15 protein-coding genes are annotated in these 18,023 nt (G+C 64.4%); 4 read left to right on the top strand and 11 right to left on the bottom strand.

Annotated features, from left to right (window positions below; all coding sequences use genetic code 11):
• Positions 1 to 26 precede the first annotated feature (26 nt).
• The gene (locus K3F49_RS17455; RefSeq protein WP_234682188.1) at positions 27 to 1,877 is read left to right on the top strand and encodes a feruloyl-CoA synthase; all 1,851 of its coding nucleotides are present in this window, start codon (positions 27 to 29) and stop codon (positions 1,875 to 1,877) included.
• Between the two features lie 381 nt (positions 1,878 to 2,258).
• Here K3F49_RS17455 and K3F49_RS17450 read toward each other — a convergent pair whose 3' ends face one another.
• Positions 2,259 to 2,759, bottom strand: a complete 501-nt coding sequence (locus K3F49_RS17450; protein ID WP_234682187.1) for a MarR family winged helix-turn-helix transcriptional regulator — start codon at positions 2,757 to 2,759, stop codon at positions 2,259 to 2,261.
• A gap of 83 nt (positions 2,760 to 2,842) precedes the next feature.
• On the opposite strand from K3F49_RS17450, the gene K3F49_RS17445 reads away from it, so the two are divergent.
• Positions 2,843 to 4,051: a cytochrome P450 gene (locus K3F49_RS17445; protein ID WP_234682186.1), complete on the top strand. Its 1,209-nt coding sequence runs from the start codon at positions 2,843 to 2,845 to the stop codon at positions 4,049 to 4,051.
• A 37-nt stretch (positions 4,052 to 4,088) separates the two neighbouring features.
• Complete coding sequence (locus tag K3F49_RS17440) at positions 4,089 to 5,300, top strand: ABC transporter substrate-binding protein (RefSeq protein WP_234682185.1); 1,212 nt, start codon at positions 4,089 to 4,091, stop codon at positions 5,298 to 5,300.
• 168 nt (positions 5,301 to 5,468) lie between these two features.
• Here the strand turns inward: K3F49_RS17440 and K3F49_RS17435 are convergent, their stop codons facing one another.
• A complete protein-coding gene (locus K3F49_RS17435) occupies positions 5,469 to 6,731 on the bottom strand; it encodes an NAD(P)/FAD-dependent oxidoreductase (protein ID WP_234682184.1) in 1,263 nt (420 codons plus the stop codon).
• 309 nt (positions 6,732 to 7,040) lie between these two features.
• Between K3F49_RS17435 and K3F49_RS17430 the strand changes: the two genes are divergently transcribed.
• Entirely contained in the window at positions 7,041 to 8,213 is a 1,173-nt protein-coding gene (locus K3F49_RS17430) for an ABC transporter substrate-binding protein (protein WP_234682183.1), read from the top strand.
• A gap of 205 nt (positions 8,214 to 8,418) precedes the next feature.
• Here K3F49_RS17430 and K3F49_RS17425 read toward each other — a convergent pair whose 3' ends face one another.
• The 9 genes from K3F49_RS17425 to K3F49_RS17385 form a co-directional block, all read right to left on the bottom strand.
• Positions 8,419 to 10,290 carry a bifunctional sugar phosphate isomerase/epimerase/4-hydroxyphenylpyruvate dioxygenase family protein gene (locus tag K3F49_RS17425; RefSeq protein ID WP_234682182.1) on the bottom strand — a complete coding sequence of 624 codons (1,872 nt, stop codon included), beginning with the start codon at positions 10,288 to 10,290 and terminating at the stop codon, positions 8,419 to 8,421.
• Entirely contained in the window at positions 10,287 to 11,345 is a 1,059-nt protein-coding gene (locus tag K3F49_RS17420) for a Gfo/Idh/MocA family protein (protein ID WP_234682181.1), read from the bottom strand. Before K3F49_RS17420 ends, K3F49_RS17425 begins: the two co-directional genes overlap by 4 nt.
• Positions 11,342 to 12,079 (bottom strand): ABC transporter ATP-binding protein, encoded by a 738-nt coding sequence (locus K3F49_RS17415; protein WP_234682180.1) that lies wholly within the window; start codon positions 12,077 to 12,079, stop codon positions 11,342 to 11,344. Before K3F49_RS17415 ends, K3F49_RS17420 begins: the two co-directional genes overlap by 4 nt.
• A 12-nt stretch (positions 12,080 to 12,091) precedes the next feature.
• Positions 12,092 to 12,835: an ABC transporter ATP-binding protein gene (locus K3F49_RS17410; RefSeq protein WP_234682179.1), complete on the bottom strand. Its 744-nt coding sequence runs from the start codon at positions 12,833 to 12,835 to the stop codon at positions 12,092 to 12,094.
• Positions 12,832 to 13,830 carry a branched-chain amino acid ABC transporter permease gene (locus tag K3F49_RS17405; RefSeq protein WP_234682178.1) on the bottom strand — a complete coding sequence of 333 codons (999 nt, stop codon included), beginning with the start codon at positions 13,828 to 13,830 and terminating at the stop codon, positions 12,832 to 12,834. The genes K3F49_RS17410 and K3F49_RS17405 overlap by 4 nt, the downstream gene beginning before the upstream one ends.
• On the bottom strand, positions 13,827 to 14,702 hold the full coding sequence (locus K3F49_RS17400; RefSeq protein ID WP_234682177.1) for a branched-chain amino acid ABC transporter permease: 876 nt from the start codon (positions 14,700 to 14,702) through the stop codon (positions 13,827 to 13,829). The genes K3F49_RS17405 and K3F49_RS17400 overlap by 4 nt, the downstream gene beginning before the upstream one ends.
• A gap of 79 nt (positions 14,703 to 14,781) precedes the next feature.
• Complete coding sequence (locus K3F49_RS17395; RefSeq protein WP_234682176.1) at positions 14,782 to 15,912, bottom strand: ABC transporter substrate-binding protein; 1,131 nt, start codon at positions 15,910 to 15,912, stop codon at positions 14,782 to 14,784.
• A 55-nt stretch (positions 15,913 to 15,967) separates the two neighbouring features.
• The gene (locus tag K3F49_RS17390; RefSeq protein ID WP_234682175.1) at positions 15,968 to 16,846 is read right to left on the bottom strand and encodes a shikimate dehydrogenase; all 879 of its coding nucleotides are present in this window, start codon (positions 16,844 to 16,846) and stop codon (positions 15,968 to 15,970) included.
• Between the two features lie 133 nt (positions 16,847 to 16,979).
• A complete protein-coding gene (locus K3F49_RS17385) occupies positions 16,980 to 17,918 on the bottom strand; it encodes a LysR family transcriptional regulator (protein ID WP_234682174.1) in 939 nt (312 codons plus the stop codon).
• Positions 17,919 to 18,023: the final 105 nt, after the last annotated feature.

Below are 18,023 nucleotides of genomic sequence, written 5' to 3'. Positions count from 1 at the left end.
TCCCGAATATGGGCGAGGAGGAAGCCATGACATCCGCCACTCGCGGAGACGTTTCGAGCCTGTTCGCAACGCCAAAGACCGTCGCCGAGCATCGCGCCGACGGCAGCATCGTGCTGCGCTCGGGCGAGCCCTTGCGCGACGGCGCGCGCTGCATCGGCGACTGGCTGGAACATTTTGCGCAGCAGACGCCGGACACGGTCTTCCTCGCGGAGCGTGACGGCGCCGATACGCCCTGGGCCACCGTGACTTACGCGGGTGCTCTGCGGCGTGTACGCGCCGCGGCGTCGTGGATCCTGACGCAGGGGCTCAGTGCCGAGCGCCCCGTCGTCATTCTCTCCGACAACAGCATCGATCATGCGCTGCTTGCGCTGGCCGCCCAGCATGTCGGCGTGCCCTCGGCCGCGATTTCGCCGGCTTATTCGCTGATGTCGAAGGATTTTGACAAGCTGAAGAGCATGATCGCGCTGCTGGACCCCGGCGCGATCTACGTTTCCGCCACCAAGCCGTTTGCCGCGGCGCTTGCTGCGATCAAACCGCTGCACAAGGCACAGATCATCAGTGGCAATGCTGGCGACGCCGAGGCACTTGCCTTCCGCGCCATCGCGGCAACGCCTGAGACCGGCGATGTTGCAACAGCCTTCGCTGCCGTGACGCCGGACACGATCGCAAAGTTCCTTTTCACCTCGGGCTCGACCGGCGCCCCCAAGGCGGTCATCAACACCCAGCGCATGCTGACCTCGAGCCAGCAGGCCAAGGCGCAGACCTGGACCTTTCTGGAGCAGGGGCGCGGCGATCTCGTCATTCTCGATTGGCTGCCCTGGAGCCACACCTTCGGCGCCAACCACAATTTCAATCTGGTGCTGCGCAATGGCGGCTCGCTCTATATCGACGGCGGCAAGCCCGCGCCCGGATTGTTCGCGACCTCGCTCGCCAACCTCAAAAGCGTGATGCCCACGGTCTATTTCAACGTGCCGCGTGGCTTCGACATGCTGATTGCGGCGCTCCGTGCCGACGAGGAACTGCGCCGGAATTTCTTCAACGAGGTGAAGTTCGCCTTCTATGCCGGCGCAGCATTGCCGCAGAATTTGTGGGACGCTCTCGAAGAGCTTTCGATCAAGACTGTTGGCCGTGCGATGCCGATGGTTTCGGCCTGGGGCTCGACCGAAACGTCGCCGCTGGCGACCGACTGCCATTTCCTTGCGGAGCGTTCCGGCAATATCGGCGTGCCGATTCCCGGAACGGAGCTGAAGCTCGTTGCCTCCGGCGACAAGCTGGAGGTCCGCGTGCGCGGCCCCAACGTCACGCCGGGCTATTGGAACGCGCCCGAACTGACCAAGCAGGCTTTTGATGCGGAAGGTTTCTATCTCATCGGCGACGCCGTGAAGCTTGCGGATGTCGATCGGCCGGAGCGCGGTCTGTTCTTCGATGGCCGTGTCGCGGAGGATTTCAAGCTCAATTCCGGCACCTGGGTCAGCGTCGGCACGCTGCGCGTCGCCGGCATCGCCGCGCTTGCGCCACTGGCGCAGGACATCGTCGTGGCCGGCCATGGGGGTGACGAGGTGCGGTTTCTGGTGTTCCCGAACATTGTCGCCTGTCGCGCCCATGCCGGTCTGCCAGAAACGGCGGGCGTGAACGAAGTGTTGGCGCACGACAATGTCAGGATCGCCATCGCACAGGGGCTTTCAAGACTGAAGCAGCAGGGCGCCAATTCCTCCGGCCACGCCACGCGCACACTGCTGCTCACCGAACCGCCGTCGGTCGACGGCGGCGAGATCACCGACAAGGGCTACATCAACCAGCGCGCGGTGCTGGCACGGCGTGCGGAGGCCGTGGCGCGGCTGAATGATGATGCCTCCGGTGAGTGGATCGGGCTGTAGCGGCTAAAATGCCTCTCGCCACGCCCACCGCTCTCGTGCCCCGGGCGCAGCGTAGCACGCAGTGATGCGCTGCAGAGCCGGGGCCCATCTCTCCTGATGCGCATGGGTCCCGGCTCTGCGCAGCAGCGTTTCACGCTGCAGCGCGTCCGGGACACGAGAGTTGGGCAAGCCCAAATACGCCAGCCATGCTGCCGCAATGTCCCGCATGATTCTTTTGTTGCCGAAGCAACTAATTTGTGCGAACCGTTCGAGACAAGGATGACGGCGGAGGAACCGCTGCGCCTGATCTTGGAGGAAACGATGCTTGGCAGAGAGGGTGCCGCGGGCAAACGCCTGCGCATGCCTGGAGATGATCCCGGATTGTACCCAGCGCGTGCTCCGTCAAGCGCTGCCGCTGGTCACTGCGCCGAGATTTTCGTGCAATCGGCGCAGCAGGTCGATCAAGACCTCGCGCTCGTCCTTGCTCAGACAGGACAGCAGACGCCGCTCCCGTTCGAACGCCGCGACGATGACCTTGTCATGGGTGGTGCGGCCCTTCGCGGTCAGCGAGATCGAATGGGTGCGGCCGTCGTTCGGGTCGGTGCGGATCGACACATGCCCGCGTTTCTCGAGGCCGGCGAGCGTGCGACTCACCGGGCCCTTGTCGAAGCCGATGACGTGGCAGATGCGGGAGGCTGGAATGCCGGGCTCGATCGCCAGCAGCGACATGATCCGCCACTCCGTGACGTTGACGCCAAACTGCCGCTGATAGAATGCCGTCGCGCTGTTCGAGAGCTTGTTGGCGATGAAAGTGATGAAGGCCGGGACGTAACGATCGAGATCGAGCGTCGGCCCGATATCGGCGGGCGCAGGCTTTGGGCGGGATCTGGTCGAAGGCGGCATATCGGGAATCTGTCTCGCGGCTTGCCGAAAGACCTAAGGGCAAGCGCGGCCGTTTCACAAGATCAAAATAAGGGAGGACTTTTATGAGCGCACCCGGCTCGACCGTATCAGGCGTCCCGCATCTCGACGTCGATCCCTTCGACATGAACTTTTTTGCCGACCCCTATCCCACGCACGAGCTGCTGCGCGAGACAGGGCCGGTCGTCTATCTCGACAAATGGAAGCTCTACGGCGTGGCGCGCTATGCCGAGGTCCATGCCGTCCTGAACGATCCCGCAACCTTCTGCTCCAGCCGCGGCGTCGGCCTGTCCGACTTCAAGAAGGAGACGCCGTGGCGGCCGCCGAGCTTGATCCTCGAGGCCGATCCGCCCGAGCACACCCGAACCCGCGCGGTGCTGTCGAAGGTTCTGTCGCCGACTGTGATGAAGGGTCTCCGCGACCGCTTCGCGGCGGCAGCGGAAGAACGGATCGACTTATTGCTTGAGAAGCGGAGCTTTGACGCGATCGCCGATCTCGCCGAAGCCTATCCACTTTCGATCTTCCCGGACGCGCTGGGGCTGAAGCCTGAGGGACGTGACCACCTCATCCCCTATGCGAGCCTGGTGTTCAACGCCTTCGGCCCACCGAACCAGCTGCGCCAGGAGGCGATCGCGCGCTCGGCGCCGCACCAGGCCTATGTCACCGAGCAGTGCCAGCGCGACAACCTGACGCCGGGCGGCATCGGCGCCTGCATTCATACTCATGTCGACGAGGGGGCCATCACGGCGACGGAAGCGCCGCTGCTGGTACGCTCGCTGCTGTCGGCTGGCCTCGACACCACGGTCAACGGTATCGGTGCCGCCGTCTATTGCCTGGCTCGCTTCCCCGATCAGTGGCAGCGCCTCCACAGCGATCTCACGCTCGCGCGCAACGCCTTCGAGGAGGCCGTGCGCTTCGAGAGCCCGGTGCAGACCTTCTTCCGCACCACGACGCGCGAGGTCGAATTGTCAGGCGCGACCGTCGGCGAAGGTGAGAAAGTGCTGATGTTCCTCGCGGCCGCCAACCGTGATCCGCGGCGCTGGGACAAGCCCGACAGCTACGACATCACCCGCCGCACCTCCGGCCATGTCGGCTACGGCTCGGGCATTCACATGTGTGTCGGCCAGCTCGTGGCGCGGCTCGAGGGCGAGACCATGCTCTCGGCCCTGGCCCGCCGCGTTGCCGGCATCGAGATCACGGGCGAGCCGAAGCGCCGCTTCAACAACACGCTGCGCGGGCTCGACAGCCTGCCGGTGACGATCACGCCGGCCTGACACTGCCGGCGACCAAGACAATAAAGGGGAGGGACCAATGAAGAACTTGAAGTGGACGCTCGCGCTGGTGGTGAGCCTGATCGGCGGCGCGGCAAGCGCCGAGATATCCGACCATGTCGTGCGCGTTGGCGTGCTCAACGACATCTCCGGCATTTTCCAGGACACCAATGGCATGGGCTCGGTCGAGGCTGCGCGCATGGCGGCCGAGGATTTCAACGGTGGCGGCAAAGGAATCAAGGTCGAGATCGTCTACGCCGATCACCAGAACAAGGCGGACGTCGGCAACGCAATCGCGCGAAAGTGGCTCGACGTCGAGGGCGTCGACGCCATCGTCGACGTGCCGAACTCGGCCGTCGGCCTCTCCATCAACACGCTGTTGCGCGACAGCCGCATGACGTACCTCGCATCGTCGACCGCGAGCGCCGATCTCACGGGCAAGGCCTGCTCGCCGAATACCATTCAGTGGGTCAACGACACCTGGGCGACCGGCAATACCACGGCGGCGGCGATGATGTCGCGCGGCGGCAAGGACTGGTATTTTCTCACGGTCGACTACGCGCTCGGCAAGGGTATCGAGGCGGAGGCGCAGAAATACATCGAGGGCCACGGCGGCAAGGTGCTCGGCTCGTCCAAGCATCCGCTCGGCACCTCCGACTTCGCCTCGTTCCTGTTGCAGGCGCAGGGATCGAAAGCGCAGGTGATCGGCCTTGCCAATGCCGGTGGCGACACCATCAACGCGGTGAAGCAGGCCGCCGAGTTCGGTATCCAGCAGAGTGGCCAGAAGCTCGTCGCCTTCCTGCTCTTCATCAACGATGTCCACGGCATGGGCATCAAGGTCGCGCAGGGCCTCCAGCTCATGGAAGCTTTTTACTGGGACATGAACGACGACACCCGCGCGTTTGCAAAACGGTTCGCTACGCGACCCGGCATGAACGGCAAGATGCCGAGCGGCAACCAGGCCGGCGTCTATGCGTCCACGCTCGCTTTTCTCAACGCGGTCGCTGCGACCGGCAGCGACAATGCCAAGGACGTCGTGCCCGAGATGAAGAAGTTCAAAGGCAAGGACAAGCTCTTCGGCGACACCGCGATCCGCCAGGACGGCCGCGTCGTGCATCCGATGTATCTGTTCGAGGTGAAGAAGCCCGAGGAGTCGAAGTACCCGTACGACTACTACAAGCTGGTCTCGACAATTCCCGCCGAGCAGGCGTTTCGTCCGATGGCGGAGGGTGGGTGCGAGTTGGTGAAGTAAATGCAGCAGCGGTGAATCTCGTGCCCCGGACGCAGTGCGGCGCGTAGCGCCGCGCTGCAGAGCCGGGGCCCATAACTTCTGGGTCCCGGCTCTGCGTCGCGTCATACGGGACGATGCTTTGCATCGCCCGGCATGACGCGCCGCGTCCCGGACACGACAGTATCACCCCTACGCCACCTTGCTGCTTCCCTGCGTGATCAATCTCGCCGCGCGCTGGTCGCGGGCGTAGATCCAGAGCCAGCTCAGCGCGACGCTGAGGCGGTGGCGGAGGCCGATCAGGAAGTAGATGTGGGCAATGCCCCAGATCCACCACGCGATGGTGCCGCGAAGCTTGATGCGACCGAAATCGATCACCGCGAGACGCTTGCCGATCTGCGCGAGGCTGCCAGAGTGCTTGTAGCGGAACGCTCCCTTGCTCTCGCCGCGTAGCCGCGCCTTGATGGTTTCGGCGACGTGACGGCCCTGCTGCTTCGCGGCGGGCGCGATGCCGGGCACCGGCTTGCCCTCCCAGGCGTTGATATTGATTGTGTCGCCGATCGCGAAGATCTCGGGATGGCCGGGGATGGTGAGATCGTCTTCGACCTGCACGCGCCCGGCGCGATCGGCCGGTGCGCCCAGCCATTCGGCGGCCGGCGAGGCGCGCACGCCGGCGGCCCAGATCCGTGTCTTGGCCTCGAGCAGCTTGCCGCCGAACACGACGCCCTCACGATTGATCTCGGTGACGGCCTGCCCGAGCACGACCTCGACGCCGATCTTTTCCAGCGAGGCCTGCGCATAGGCCGAGAGGTCCTCGGGAAAGCCTGCGAGCACGCGCGGGCCGGCCTCGATCAGCACCACCCGGGCCTTGTGGGTGTCGATGTTGCGGAAATCTGCGGGCAGCGTGTGGTGCGCCATCTCGGCGATGGTGCCGGCAAGCTCGACGCCGGTCGGGCCGGCGCCGACGATCACGAAAGTCAGCCGTGCCGCGCGCTTGGCCGGATCAGTCTCGCGCTCGGCGCGCTCGAAGGCCACCAGGATGTGACGGCGCAGCGTGGTCGCGTCTTCCAGCGTTTTCAGCCCCGGCGCCCATGTCTCCCACTCGTCATGGCCGAAATAGGCGTGGCGCGCGCCGGTGGCGAGCACCAGCGTGTCGTAGGGCACCTCGCTGCCGTCGTCGATCAGCACGCAGCGCCTGGCGGCATCGACGCCGCTGACGGTCGCGAACAGCGTCGTCACTTCGCGCCGGTCGCGCATCAAATGGCGCACCGGCCAGGCAATCTCGCTGGTTGCGAGCGAAGCGGTCGCGACCTGATAGAGCAGCGGCTGAAACAGATGATGGTTGCGGCGGTCGATCAGCGTGATCTCGACCGGCGCCCCCGCCAGCCGGTAGGTCGTCTCCAGCCCGCCGAAGCCGGCGCCGACGATGACGACGCGATGCGGTGTCGTGGTCATGATGTACCCTCGAATCTCGCTGCTCACCTTCTTCATTTAAGTGCGAATTGAGCGCCGCGGTCCAATAGCTGTCATCAATGACCGAATAGGCGCGGCGTATCGATATTCCCGCGAGAAAACGCCGCAGCCTTGAACCGGTCTTGGTCGAAGTAAGTAGAATTATATTTCTTGCCATCCTTGTTTGGGGCGAAATATGGTGCAGGGGCGGGCGCTGAGCCATTGGCGGCGCGACAGATTTTGCGTTCAATAGAGACAGACCCGGGCGGCGATCACCCCGTTCCGGGATCAATAATAAGGAGGGGATTGGTTATGAAGACAGCATTCTGGCTGGCGGGTGCGGCTGCGCTCGCGCTGGCAAGCCCGGCATTCGCCGGCGACACCATCAAGATCGGTTTCGTCTCGACCTTCAGCGGTCCGACTGCCGTGATCGGCAACGACATGCGCAACTCCTTTGAGCTCGCGCTCGACCACATGGGCCGCAAGATGGACGGCAAGCCGGTCGAGGTGATTTACGAGGACGACGGCCAGAAGCCCGACGTCGGCAAGCAGAAGACCGAGAAGCTAGTGCAGTCCGATAAGGTCGATTTCATCGTCGGCTACATCTGGTCGAACGTGCTGCTGGCCTCGCTCAAGACCGCGGTGGACTCGCAGACCTTCCTGATCTCGGCCAATGCCGGCCCGTCGCAGCTCGCGGGCGAGCTGTGTTCGCCTTACGTGTTCTCGACCTCGTGGCAGAACGACCAGACGCCCGCCGCCATGGGCCTCTACATGAACCAGAAGGGCGTCAAGAGCGTGTTCCTGATCGGGCCGAACTACGCGGCCGGGAAGGACATGCTCGCGGGCGTGAAGAGCACGTTCAAGGGTGAGATCAAGGGCGAGGAATACACGGTCTGGCCGAGCCAGCTCGACTTCTCCGCCGAACTCTCCAAGGCACGGGCGTCCGGCGCAGAGTCGATCTTCGTATTCTATCCCGGTGCAGCGGGCGTGCAGTTCCTCAACCAATATGCGCAGGCCGGCCTGAAGAGCGCGATGCCGCTCTATACAGCGTTCACCGTCGACGAGCTGTCGCTGCCGCTGCAGAAGGAGAACGCGCTCGGCGTTCCCGGCGCGCAGGAATGGGTCAACGACCTCCCCAACGAGCAGAACAAGCGCTTCGTCGCCGACTACCGCAAGAAGTACACCGGCCTGCGCCCGACCTATTACGGTGCGCAAGCCTATGACGCGGCCCAGCTCATCAACAGCGCGGTTGTCGCGGTGAAGGGCGATACCAGCAAGAAGGACGCGATGAAGGCCGAGATGGAGAAGGCCAACATCAAGTCGCTGCGCGGTCCGTTCAAATACGGCAAGAACCACATCCCGGTGCAGAGCTTCTATCTGCAGGACGTGGTCAAGGACGGCGAAGGCCAGCTGTCGCTGAAGACCGTGGCGACGATCGTGGAGAACGATCAGGACCGTTTCCACGACAAGTGCGTGATGAAGTGAGGTCGTTCCTCACCCTCTCCCCATTTTTACGGGGAGAGGGCTGGGTGAGGGGCTGTCTCCGCGAACACGCCAGGTGTGTGGTGCGCGAGAATTCCTCGTCCTCGTCATTGCGAGCGAAGCGAAGCAATCCAGAATCCTTCCGCGGAAAGATTCTGGATTGCTTCGTCGCAAGGGCTCCTCGCAATGACGGCGTGGAGAGAGTGTCCTACACCCGCGGCATGCTCGCAGGCCGCACCTCGCGGGCCTGCGCCGCGAGCCTGATCCCGGCATTCGCCGCGCCAAATCCCTGGTAGCTGCGCCGCTCGACGATCTCGAAGAAAAAACGCTCATCGAAGATGTGGGTGTAGACCTGGAAGAATTCGCCATCACCCTCGCGGTCGTAGAGGATGTGGTTGGCGCGTAGCCTGGCCATGAGATCGGGCGCGAGGTCGTATTTGGCTTCGATGTCGTCGTAATAATTGTCAGGGATATCCAGGAAGTCCGCGCCGCGGGCGCGCATTGCGGCGACGCTGGCAAAGATATCCTGGCACGCGAACGCGACGTGCTGCACGCCTGAACCGAAAAACTCCGAGATGAAACGCGCCGGCAGCGTGCGGTTGGCGGAGGAGCCGTTGACGACGAAGCGCAGGCTCTGGTCGCCGTTGATGAGGGCCTGACTCTGCACGAGACCCCTGGGGTCGGCGATCTCCATCTGCGGCAGCCGCTCGAGGTCGAGGATGCCGGTGTAGAACAGCAGCCAGGACAGCATCTCGTCGTAAGGCATCGACTGCGCGATGTGGTCGATGGCGAGCAGTGCATCCGCGCTTGCATCGCTCGCCACTGGCGCAAAATCCGTGTCCCAGTTCTTGCCGGCCTGGTCGAGAAAATAAAGCAGGCTGCCACCGACGCCGTGGATCGCGGGGATCTCCAGCTCGCCTGGTCCGACCGGCTGATAGAAGGTGCGCGCCTTCAGCGTTTCGGCCCGCTGCATGGCGAGGCCCGCATTGTCGACGTCGAGCGCGATGGCGCAGACGCCGGGGCCGTGGGTGACGTAGTGCGAATGCGCAAAGCCGTCGGTTTCGGAATTGATCACGAGCTCGACCTTGCCCTGGGACCAGCGCTCCACTGTCTTGCTGCGATGCTTGCCGGTCTTGCGGAAGCCGAGCTGTGAAAACAGATGCGCGAGCTCGCCGGCCTTGGTCTCGTTGACGGCGAACTCGATGAAGCCCGTGCCGCTGCTCTTGGCCCTTGGCGCCAGGGGCTCGCCGACGAGCTTTGGCCAATCCGGGGCGAGCTGGTCCTGCAACAGGATCAGCGAGCGCAGGCCGTCGACCGCGGTCTGGGCCGCGGAGCCGGCGCGGAACTGGTCGTTGAAGATCTCCAGCGACCACGGGCCGGAATAACCCGTCGCTGCGATCGCCTGCATGAACTCGCCGACCGGCAGATCGCCCTGGCCGGGGAAGGAGCGGAAGTGCCGGCTCCACGACAGGATGTCGAGATCGAGCTTTGGCGCGTCGGCCAATTGCACCAGGAAGATCTTGTCGCCGGGGATCGAGGCCATCGCGCGAACCGGGAAACCGGGCGCCAGCGCGTGAAAGCTGTCGAGGATCACGCCGATCGCAGGATGGTCGGCGCGGCGCACGATCTCCCAGGCATCGCGGTAGTCATTGACGTGGCGCCCCCAGGCGAGCGCTTCGTAGCCCACGCGCAAACCGCGCTTGGCAGCGCGGTCGCCGAGTTCGCGAAAATCATCTGCAGCGCGGTCGATGCCGCCGAGCGAGTGGGGGGAGACGTTGGAGCAGATCAGCAGCAAATCGGTGCCGAGCTCCTGCATCAGATCGAATTTGCGCTCGGCGCGGGCGAAGTTGCGCGTGCGCTGCGGCTCCGGCATGCCCTCGAAATCGCGGAAAGGCTGGAATGCGCAGATCTCGAGATTGAGGTCCTTGCAGAGATTTGCGATGTCGAGCGGGCCAGACCCGAAGGACAGCAGGTCGTTCTCGAAGATCTCGACCGCCTCGAAGCCGGCGGATGCGATGGCGCGAAGTTTTTCGTCCAACGCCCCTGAGAGAGAAACGGTCGCGATCGAGCGCTTGTTCATGCTGCCTGCTCCATGATGTGGCCCGGCGATATTTTCTGGCCCGTGCGTGCCGCTTCACTGACGGCTTCGACGACTGCGAGCGTGGCCATCGCGTCTTCGACGGAGATCAGTGGCTGCTCACGGCCCGCGATCACTGCGAGGAAGTGCCGCAGCTGCTCGACGAGCGGATCGTATCCTGCGAGTGCGACAGGATTGCGCGATAGCGGCGCATGCCAGCCCGGACTTTGTGGATAGGACCACAGCTCCATGGTCGGGACGGAGAGCGAACCGCTCGTTCCGGCGAAGACGTAACAGGGCTGATCCTGCCTTGGGTAGATCGCGTTCTCTCCTGCGGTCAGCTCCCAGCTCCACGGCGCCGGCGTCGCGTCCGACACCGTCACCGTTCCAAGCGCGCCGTTGGCGAAGCGCAGCAACAGAGCCGCGGTATCCTCCACCGCGAAACCGCGCACCATATTCGACGTCAGCGCCTGCACCTCCGTGATCTCGCCGCAGACGAATCGGAGATTGTCGATATCGTGAATGAGGTTGATGAGCAGCGGCCCGCCACCCTGCTGGTACCGCCACGCGACCTCAAAATAATCGTCGGGCTTTTTCAGGAGCCACAATCCGACCACGGCGGTAAGCTGGCCGAGCTTGCCGGTCGCGACCGTCTCTCGCGCGGCCTTGATGATCGGATTGTGCCGGCGGTGATGACCGACCAGCATGGGTACGCCGGTCCGCTTGACCGCCACGCAGAGGCGCTGCGCGGCCGCGACCGTGTCGGTCACCGGCTTCTCGATCAGCGCCGGTACGCCGGCCTCGGCGCAGTCGAGCGCCATCTGGAGATGCAGGGCGTTCGGCGAGGCGATGATCAGGCCGTCGGGCTTTTCCTGCGCCAGCAATGCGCGGTGGTCCGCGTAGCAGTGCACATTGTGTGCCCCCGCATAGTCAACCGCGGCAGGCGAGGGATCGGCGATGCCCGCCAGCACGCAGCCTTGCGAGGCCTCGATCAATTCGATGTGGCGGCGGCCGATCAGGCCAGCGCCGGCGACCGCAATGCGCATTGGCGCGCTCATGCCGCACTTTCCTCCATCGCGCCACCAAGGAACAGTTGCCCAATCCGTGGATCGTTCAGGATCCGCTCCGCCTTGTCGACCATGCGGGTCTGGCCGAGCTCGAGCACGATGCCGATATCCGAGATCTCCAGCGCCGAGCGCGCGTTCTGCTCGATCATCAGGATGGTGACGCCGCGGTCACGCAGGCTCTTCAGAATATCGAAGGTCTGTTGCACCATGAGCGGCGACAGGCCGATCGAGGGCTCGTCGATCAGCACGAGCTTTGGTTCAAGCAGCAGCGAGCGGGCGATCTCGAGCTGCTTCTGCTCGCCGCCGGACAGCGTCGAGGCCTGCTGCGTCGACTTGCGGCGCAGCGCGGGGAACAGGTCGAGCGCGGCCTCGATGCGTGTCGGCAGGTCGATGCCCTTGCCGGCGGAAACTCCGCCGAGCTCGATGTTGCTGCGAACTGAGAGCTCTGGAAAGATATTGCGGCCTTGCGGCACGTAGCAGATACCGGCGTTGAGCAGCGCGCGCTGGCTCAAATTGGTGACGTCGCGGCCGGCAAAGCTGATCTTGCCCTCGCGCAGCTTGAGCAGGCCGAAGATCGCCTTGAACACAGTGGATTTGCCGGCACCGTTCGGGCCGATGATCGTGGTGATGGTCGCCGGCGGCACCGAAAATGTCGTGCCGTTCAGGATCGTCATCTTGCCGTAGCCGCCGACGAGATTGTGAACCGAGAGGATCGGGTCGCTCATGGCTCGTTGTCCCTAATGCCCGAGATAGGCTTCGATCACGGCGGAGTTTTTCCGGACTTCGTCCGGCCGCCCCATCGCCAGCACCTTGCCTTCCGCCATCACCATCACGCGCGAGCACAGCGACATCACGAACTCCATGTTGTGCTCGATCACGACAAAGGTCGCATTCTTCTCGCGGTTGATCGCGACGAGGCGTTCCTTCAGATCCGACAGCATGGTCGGATTGACGCCGCCGGCGGGTTCGTCGAGCAGCACCAGGCGCGGGCCGCCCATGAAGGCCATGGCGGCGTCGAGCAGCTTCTGCTGGCCGTAGGAGAGGCCGCCGGCAGGTTCCGCAGCGAGATGATCGAGCTTGAAGAAGCCGATCATCTGGTTCGCGGCGTCAGTCAGCCCGGCATCGGAGCGGCCGACGAGGCGCGAGGCCATATTGCCCTGATGCTCCTGCCCGGCGAGGATCAGGTTCTCGCGCACCGAGAGTTTTGGAAACACCTGCAGCAGCTGGAAAGTGCGGCTGACGCCGAGCTTGTTGAGCTCGGAGGGGCGCAGGCCGGTGACGACCTTGCCGTCGAGCTTGACCTCGCCGCCCGTCGGCGTGAGCTGGCCGAGAATGCAGTTGAACAAGGTCGACTTGCCGCATCCGTTCGGGCCGATCAGGCCCAGGATCTCGCCCTCGCGAACATCGAACGAAACGCCGTCGACCGCGGTGATGCCGCCAAAGGTCTTCTTGATGCCGGTGACCTCGAGGACTGCACTCATTGTGCGGTCTCCAGGCGAGATTTGGCGACGGCGCGGAGTGCGGAAGCGGCCTTGGTGCGCCGGGCGGCCATATAGCGGTCGAGGATCCCGAGAATGCCTGTCGGCGACCAGATCAGAAGCCCCATCACCGCGATCGCGTAGAGCATCAGATAATAGCCTTCGGTGAAACGCAGCCATTCCGGCAGCAGCACCGCGATCATCGCCCCCAGGAAAGGACCGAAATAAAAGCCGGCGCCGCCGACGATCACCATCATCAGGAGATCGAGCGAAAGCGACAGGTTGAACGGCACCGGGTCGATATATTGCGTCAGCGGCGCATAGAGAGCGCCGGCGACGCCGCCGAGCGCCGAGCCGATCGCAAAGGCCATCAGTGTGTAGCGGCGGGTATCGATGCCGAGTGACTGCGCACGCAGCGGATTTTCTCGCAGCGCCATGAAGGCGCGGCCCCAGGGCGAACGGATCAGCCACCAGACCGCGACGGACACGATCGCGAGCGAGCCGAGGCAGACATAGTAGAACGGCAGCGGCTTGTTGGTCGCGATCCCGAAGACATGCGGGCGGGGAATGTTGGAAATTCCGTAGATGCCGCCGGTGAGCCAGCTCTCATTGCGGAATACGAGGAAAGCGAGGGTCGAGAAGGCGAGTGTCACGAAGGCGAGGTAGTGGTGCTGCACGCGCAGCGCGGGATAGCCGAGCACCCAGCCGACCGCGAAGGCGAGCACGATCGCAACCACGATCGCCGCCGGCAGCGGCCAGCCATGCGTCGTCATGATCGCAGAGGCATAGGCGCCGATGCCGACGAATGCGCCCTGCGCCAGCGAGACCTGGCCGGCATAGCCGAGCGTGAGGTTGAGCCCCATCGCGGCAATCGTCATCACCGCCCACTGGCTCAGGATGAACAGGCCGTAGCGGTTGAAGTTCATGGGAATGACGATCAGGCCGGCAATGACGATGAGCCCGAGCGCGATCTTCAGGGGTTTGGCGAAGCCGCTCATACCGTGCGCTCCTCGGCGCGGCCGAGCAGTCCTTGCGGCCGGAACAGGATGACGACGATCAGGAAGATCATCGGCACGGCGGCGCGGTACTGCGTCGAGACATAGGCGGCCGCGAGGTTGTCGAGCACGCCGATCAACAGGCCGCCGGCGATCGCGCCGCGCACCTGGTTGAAGCCGCCGACGATCGCGGCGATGAAGGCGGCCTGGCCCAGCACTTCACCGCTCGAAAACTTTGCCAGATAGATCGGCGTGATCAGCAGCGAGGCCAGCGCGACCAGGAAGGCGTTGATCAGGAAGGTCAGCAGGATCATGCGCTCGACCGGCACGCCGATGATGCGTGCGACCGTCGGGTTTTGAGCCGCCGCCTGCATCTGGTGGCCGAGCGACGTGCGGTTGAGCAGCGCGGTCAGGCCGAACACGGCAAGAATGGCGAGGACGAGCACGCCGATGCTTTGCAGCGAGACGGCGTGGCCGAGGATGGAGATGTCGCCGGTCGGCACGATCGACGGGAAGGGCGAAGCCTCCGCGCTGAAGAACTGTTTGACGGCCTCCTTGATTCCGATCGCCAGCGCCATGGTCGCGATTGCGAGCGGCAGCACGCCATGGCGCATCATCGGATCGACCAACAGCATCTTGAAAGCGAGGCCCAGCAGGAGCATCGACAAGAGGATGCCGAGGATGATCGCGAGCCAGAACGGCGCGCCGACATGCATTGCCGCCAGCATCAAGAACGCCGGCAGCATCACGAACTCGCCTTGTGCGAAATTGATGGTCTGCGAGGTCTGCCACAGCAGCGTGAAGCCAACCGCGACCAGCGCATAGATCGCGCCGGTGGCCAGGCCCGCGACCAGAAGATCGAACAGATTGGACATTTCCCCTCTCGAACTCCTTGCCCCGCTCCATCATCTCTCTCGCCCCGTTCTTACGGGGAGAGGGAGACGAGAGAAGACCTCACTTCACCTTCGGCAGCACCTGCTTCACGACCTGCTTGCCTTCGACCACCTCGACCAGAAAACTCTGCCGATCGATGTCGCCGTTCTGGTCGAACGTGACGTCCATCAAAATGCCCGGCTCGTCCGCGGCCTTGATCGTCAAGCCATGCAGCGTGTCGGCGAACGCCTTGCTGTCGACCTTGCCCATCTTCTCGGTGGTGGCCTTCACCATGTAGACGGCGAGGTAGCCCTTCAGGCCGTTATGGTCGGGCACGTAATTGTACTTCTTCGAGAAGCGGTCACGGAAACCCTTGATCAGGTCGACCGGGGCATCCGTGGTGAGACCGACATGGCCGCGCGCGCCGTTGGCGGCGTCGCCGGCGAGCTCGATCACCTTCTGGCCGATCAGCGTGGTCTCGCCCATCAGCGGCGCGGTGACGCCCTGGCGCTTCAGCTCTTTCAGGATGCGCGCGCTCTCTTCCTCGTTCAGATAGACGAACACGGCGTCGGGATTGGCGGCCTTGATCTTGCCGACGTCGGCGGCGAAATCGGCCTGGCCGGCCTCGGTGGAGAGATCGGCCACGACCTTGGAGCCGAGCCGCTCCAGCTCCTTGACCACGACGTCGCGTCCGCCGCGGCCAAAGTCATTGTTGACCCAGACCACCGCGACCGACTTCGCCTTCATGTCGTCGTGGATGTACTTTGCGACCTTCGGCATCGAGGACTGCTGGCCGAACGAGGTGCGGAACAGGAACTTGTTGCCGGCCTGGGTCAGCTCGGCGGCTTCGCCGCCCATGATCTGCGCAATGCCGGCTTCGGCTGCGAGCGGGGCGGTGACCTTCACCGAGCCGGAATAGCCGGGCCCGAGCAGCACATAGGGCTCGGCGTCGAGCGCCTTCTGCACCTGCGCGCGCGCCACGCCGGGGTTGGACTGCGAGTCGGCATGGGTGACTTCGAGCTTGCGGCCGAGCACGCCGCCCTTGGCGTTGATCTCCTCGATCGCGAGGTCGATGCCGTTCTTCCAGTTGGTGCCGACGGTGGCGCCGCCACCCGAGAGTTCGGCGACGTCGGCAAGCTTGATCGCCTGTGCGAAGGCACCCGTGGTCGTGATTGCGGTGAGCAGCGCGCCCACTAGTAGCGTTGATTTCATCGTCCTCTCCTCCCGGTTCAATTTTGCAAGCGGCCTTGTGTCCGGCCGCTTCGCCTCAAGCGGCCTGATAGGCGGCGCTGCGCGCGGCCATCACGGCATCAAAAGCCTGTCCCATGACTTCGGTCGACGGGGCAAGGCCTGTGAACAGTTCGAAGGCGTCGGCAGCCTGGTAGATCGCAAGCTCGCGCCCGGTCATGATCCGCGCGCCCTTCTCCTGCGCTGCGGCAAGGAGCGGCGTGATCAGCGGCGAGTAGACGGCGTCGGCGACCCAAAGGCTCTGACGCAGCAGCGCCGGCGCGACTGGCGTGTCCCGGTTCGGTAGCATGCCGACCGGCGTGCCGTTGACGAGGCCGGTTGCGCCGTCGAGGGCGTCCTCGACGCTCGTGGCCACCCGCGCGCCACCATGCTTGGCCAGCAGCGCGGCGAGTTTTTCGGCCCGCGCCGGCTCGCTGTCGAAGATACGGAGGTCAGCCACCTTCAGGCTCGCCAGCGCAAACGCGATCGCCTTGCCGACACCACCGGTGCCGATCACGGCCACTGCATTTCCGGAGGGCGCCAGTAACGGCTTGACGGCGCGCGCGAAGCCGGTGGTGTCGGTATTGTGGCCGATCAGGCGGCCGTCCTTGACGACGACGGTGTTGACCGCTGCCATGGTGGCCGCAGTCGTGGCCAGCTCGTCGAGCAGCGGCACCACCGCCTCCTTGTAGGGAAAAGTGACGTTGACGCCGGCAAAGCCGAGCCGCCGCACGCCTTCGAGCATCATGCTCAGCCCCGTCGCGTCCGCGCCCGCGACCTCGATGAGCTGATAGTGGCCGCGCAGGCCAAGCGCCTCGGCGGCGCGCTCATGCATGGCGGGGGAGGCGGAATGGGCGATCGGTGCGCCGATCAGGCCGGTCAGGAGTTTTTTGGAGGCAGCAGGTCCGCGGCTAGACATGATCCACTATCGTCTCTCGAGAGCGCGTTGAGGTCCCGCCATTAGCGGGGAAATCCGCGCCATTCCAAGAGGGACGATAGTCTTTCCTCTGCCTAACACAATTACCCATTTATCCATCAAACCTAACATAATGTTATTTCTTCCGCCCGCGCTCCGAGGTGGCCCTGCCGTTGCCGCGGGACGGCTCGACCGCGCGCATCTCGGCGCGCAGGGATTCGATGAAATACTCGACATGGAGCGACAGCGGCGCGCCGCGCTTGACCGCAATGTAGGTGTCGAACCGGGTCGGCTCGGTGATCTTCAAGAGCTCGATTCCGGGATAGCCGCCATGGGCCACCGTGAACTGGTCGATGATGGCGATGCCGAGCCCCGCCTTCACCAGCGCGCAGACCGTGGTGCCGAAGCGCGCGCGGATGGTGATGTTGTACTCGAGCCGGTGGCGCGCAAAGATCTCTGCCATGATCCGGCCGTAAGGATCGTTCGGATCGATGCCGATCAGCGGATAGCGGGTGATCTCGGCGGCCGAGACCTGCTTGCGGCCGGCAAGCTCATGACCGGGCGGAACGATGCAATAGAGCTCGCCCGAGGCGAGCGGCATGAAGTCGAGGCCGGAATGCTCCAGCCGGTAGCTCATGGCGACGCACTCGCCGCGGCCGAGCATCAGATAGTCGATCGCTTCCTCGAGCTTGAGGATGTTGATGTCGATGCCGAGATCCGGATAGCGGCGGCGGACGCGCTCGATCGCGCGCGGCACCATCACCTGCGAGATGCTCGGCACCGAGCCGATGCGCAGCTCCGACAATCCGCCGCGGCCGATCTTGGAGATGATCTCGGAGAGGTCGTCGACCTTCTTGTAGACGCCGTTGATCTGCTCGAAAATGTTCTCGGCTTCCGGCGTCGGGAAGTAGCGCCCGTTCTGGCGCTGGAAGAAGCGGATGCCGAGCGAGCGCTCGGTGTACTTGACCAGCCGGCTGATCCCCGGCGCCGACACGTTCAACAGCTTCGCCGCGCCGCCAATGGTGCCCGTCACCATCACGGCACGGATCACTTCAACCTGGCGCAGAGTCATCATGAACAGGGCATCCCGAGAGACGGTCGTGGCGCTGCTGCCTTCCCTCTCCCCTTGTGGGAGAGGGTGGCTCGCCGCGCTAGCGGCGAGACGGGTGAGGGGTTTCTC

It is taken from the genome of Bradyrhizobium monzae, from assembly GCF_021458635.1.
In the GTDB taxonomy this organism is placed as follows: Bacteria; Pseudomonadota; Alphaproteobacteria; order Rhizobiales; family Xanthobacteraceae; genus Bradyrhizobium.
Note: the sequence above shows the minus strand (reverse complement) of the source record. Positions and strands in the feature narration are given on the sequence as shown.

Bases quoted from the DNA above. Each gene is read 5' to 3' on its own strand.
- K3F49_RS17415 (WP_234682180.1), bottom strand. From the start codon at position 12,079: ATGAGCGACCCGATCCTCTCGGTTCACAATCTCGTCGGCGGCTACGGC.
- K3F49_RS17425 (WP_234682182.1), bottom strand. From the start codon at position 10,290: ATGAACAAGCGCTCGATCGCGACCGTTTCTCTCTCAGGGGCGTTGGAC.
- K3F49_RS17390 (WP_234682175.1), bottom strand. From the start codon at position 16,846: ATGTCTAGCCGCGGACCTGCTGCCTCCAAAAAACTCCTGACCGGCCTG.
- K3F49_RS17410 (WP_234682179.1), bottom strand. From the start codon at position 12,835: ATGAGTGCAGTCCTCGAGGTCACCGGCATCAAGAAGACCTTTGGCGGC.
- K3F49_RS17405 (WP_234682178.1), bottom strand. From the start codon at position 13,830: ATGAGCGGCTTCGCCAAACCCCTGAAGATCGCGCTCGGGCTCATCGTC.
- K3F49_RS17455 (WP_234682188.1), top strand. From the start codon at position 27: ATGACATCCGCCACTCGCGGAGACGTTTCGAGCCTGTTCGCAACGCCA.
- K3F49_RS17395 (WP_234682176.1), bottom strand. From the start codon at position 15,912: ATGAAATCAACGCTACTAGTGGGCGCGCTGCTCACCGCAATCACGACC.
- K3F49_RS17450 (WP_234682187.1), bottom strand. From the start codon at position 2,759: ATGCCGCCTTCGACCAGATCCCGCCCAAAGCCTGCGCCCGCCGATATC.
- K3F49_RS17400 (WP_234682177.1), bottom strand. From the start codon at position 14,702: ATGTCCAATCTGTTCGATCTTCTGGTCGCGGGCCTGGCCACCGGCGCG.
- K3F49_RS17445 (WP_234682186.1), top strand. From the start codon at position 2,843: ATGAGCGCACCCGGCTCGACCGTATCAGGCGTCCCGCATCTCGACGTC.
- K3F49_RS17420 (WP_234682181.1), bottom strand. From the start codon at position 11,345: ATGAGCGCGCCAATGCGCATTGCGGTCGCCGGCGCTGGCCTGATCGGC.
- K3F49_RS17440 (WP_234682185.1), top strand. From the start codon at position 4,089: ATGAAGAACTTGAAGTGGACGCTCGCGCTGGTGGTGAGCCTGATCGGC.
- K3F49_RS17435 (WP_234682184.1), bottom strand. From the start codon at position 6,731: ATGACCACGACACCGCATCGCGTCGTCATCGTCGGCGCCGGCTTCGGC.
- K3F49_RS17430 (WP_234682183.1), top strand. From the start codon at position 7,041: ATGAAGACAGCATTCTGGCTGGCGGGTGCGGCTGCGCTCGCGCTGGCA.
- K3F49_RS17385 (WP_234682174.1), bottom strand. From the start codon at position 17,918: ATGATGACTCTGCGCCAGGTTGAAGTGATCCGTGCCGTGATGGTGACG.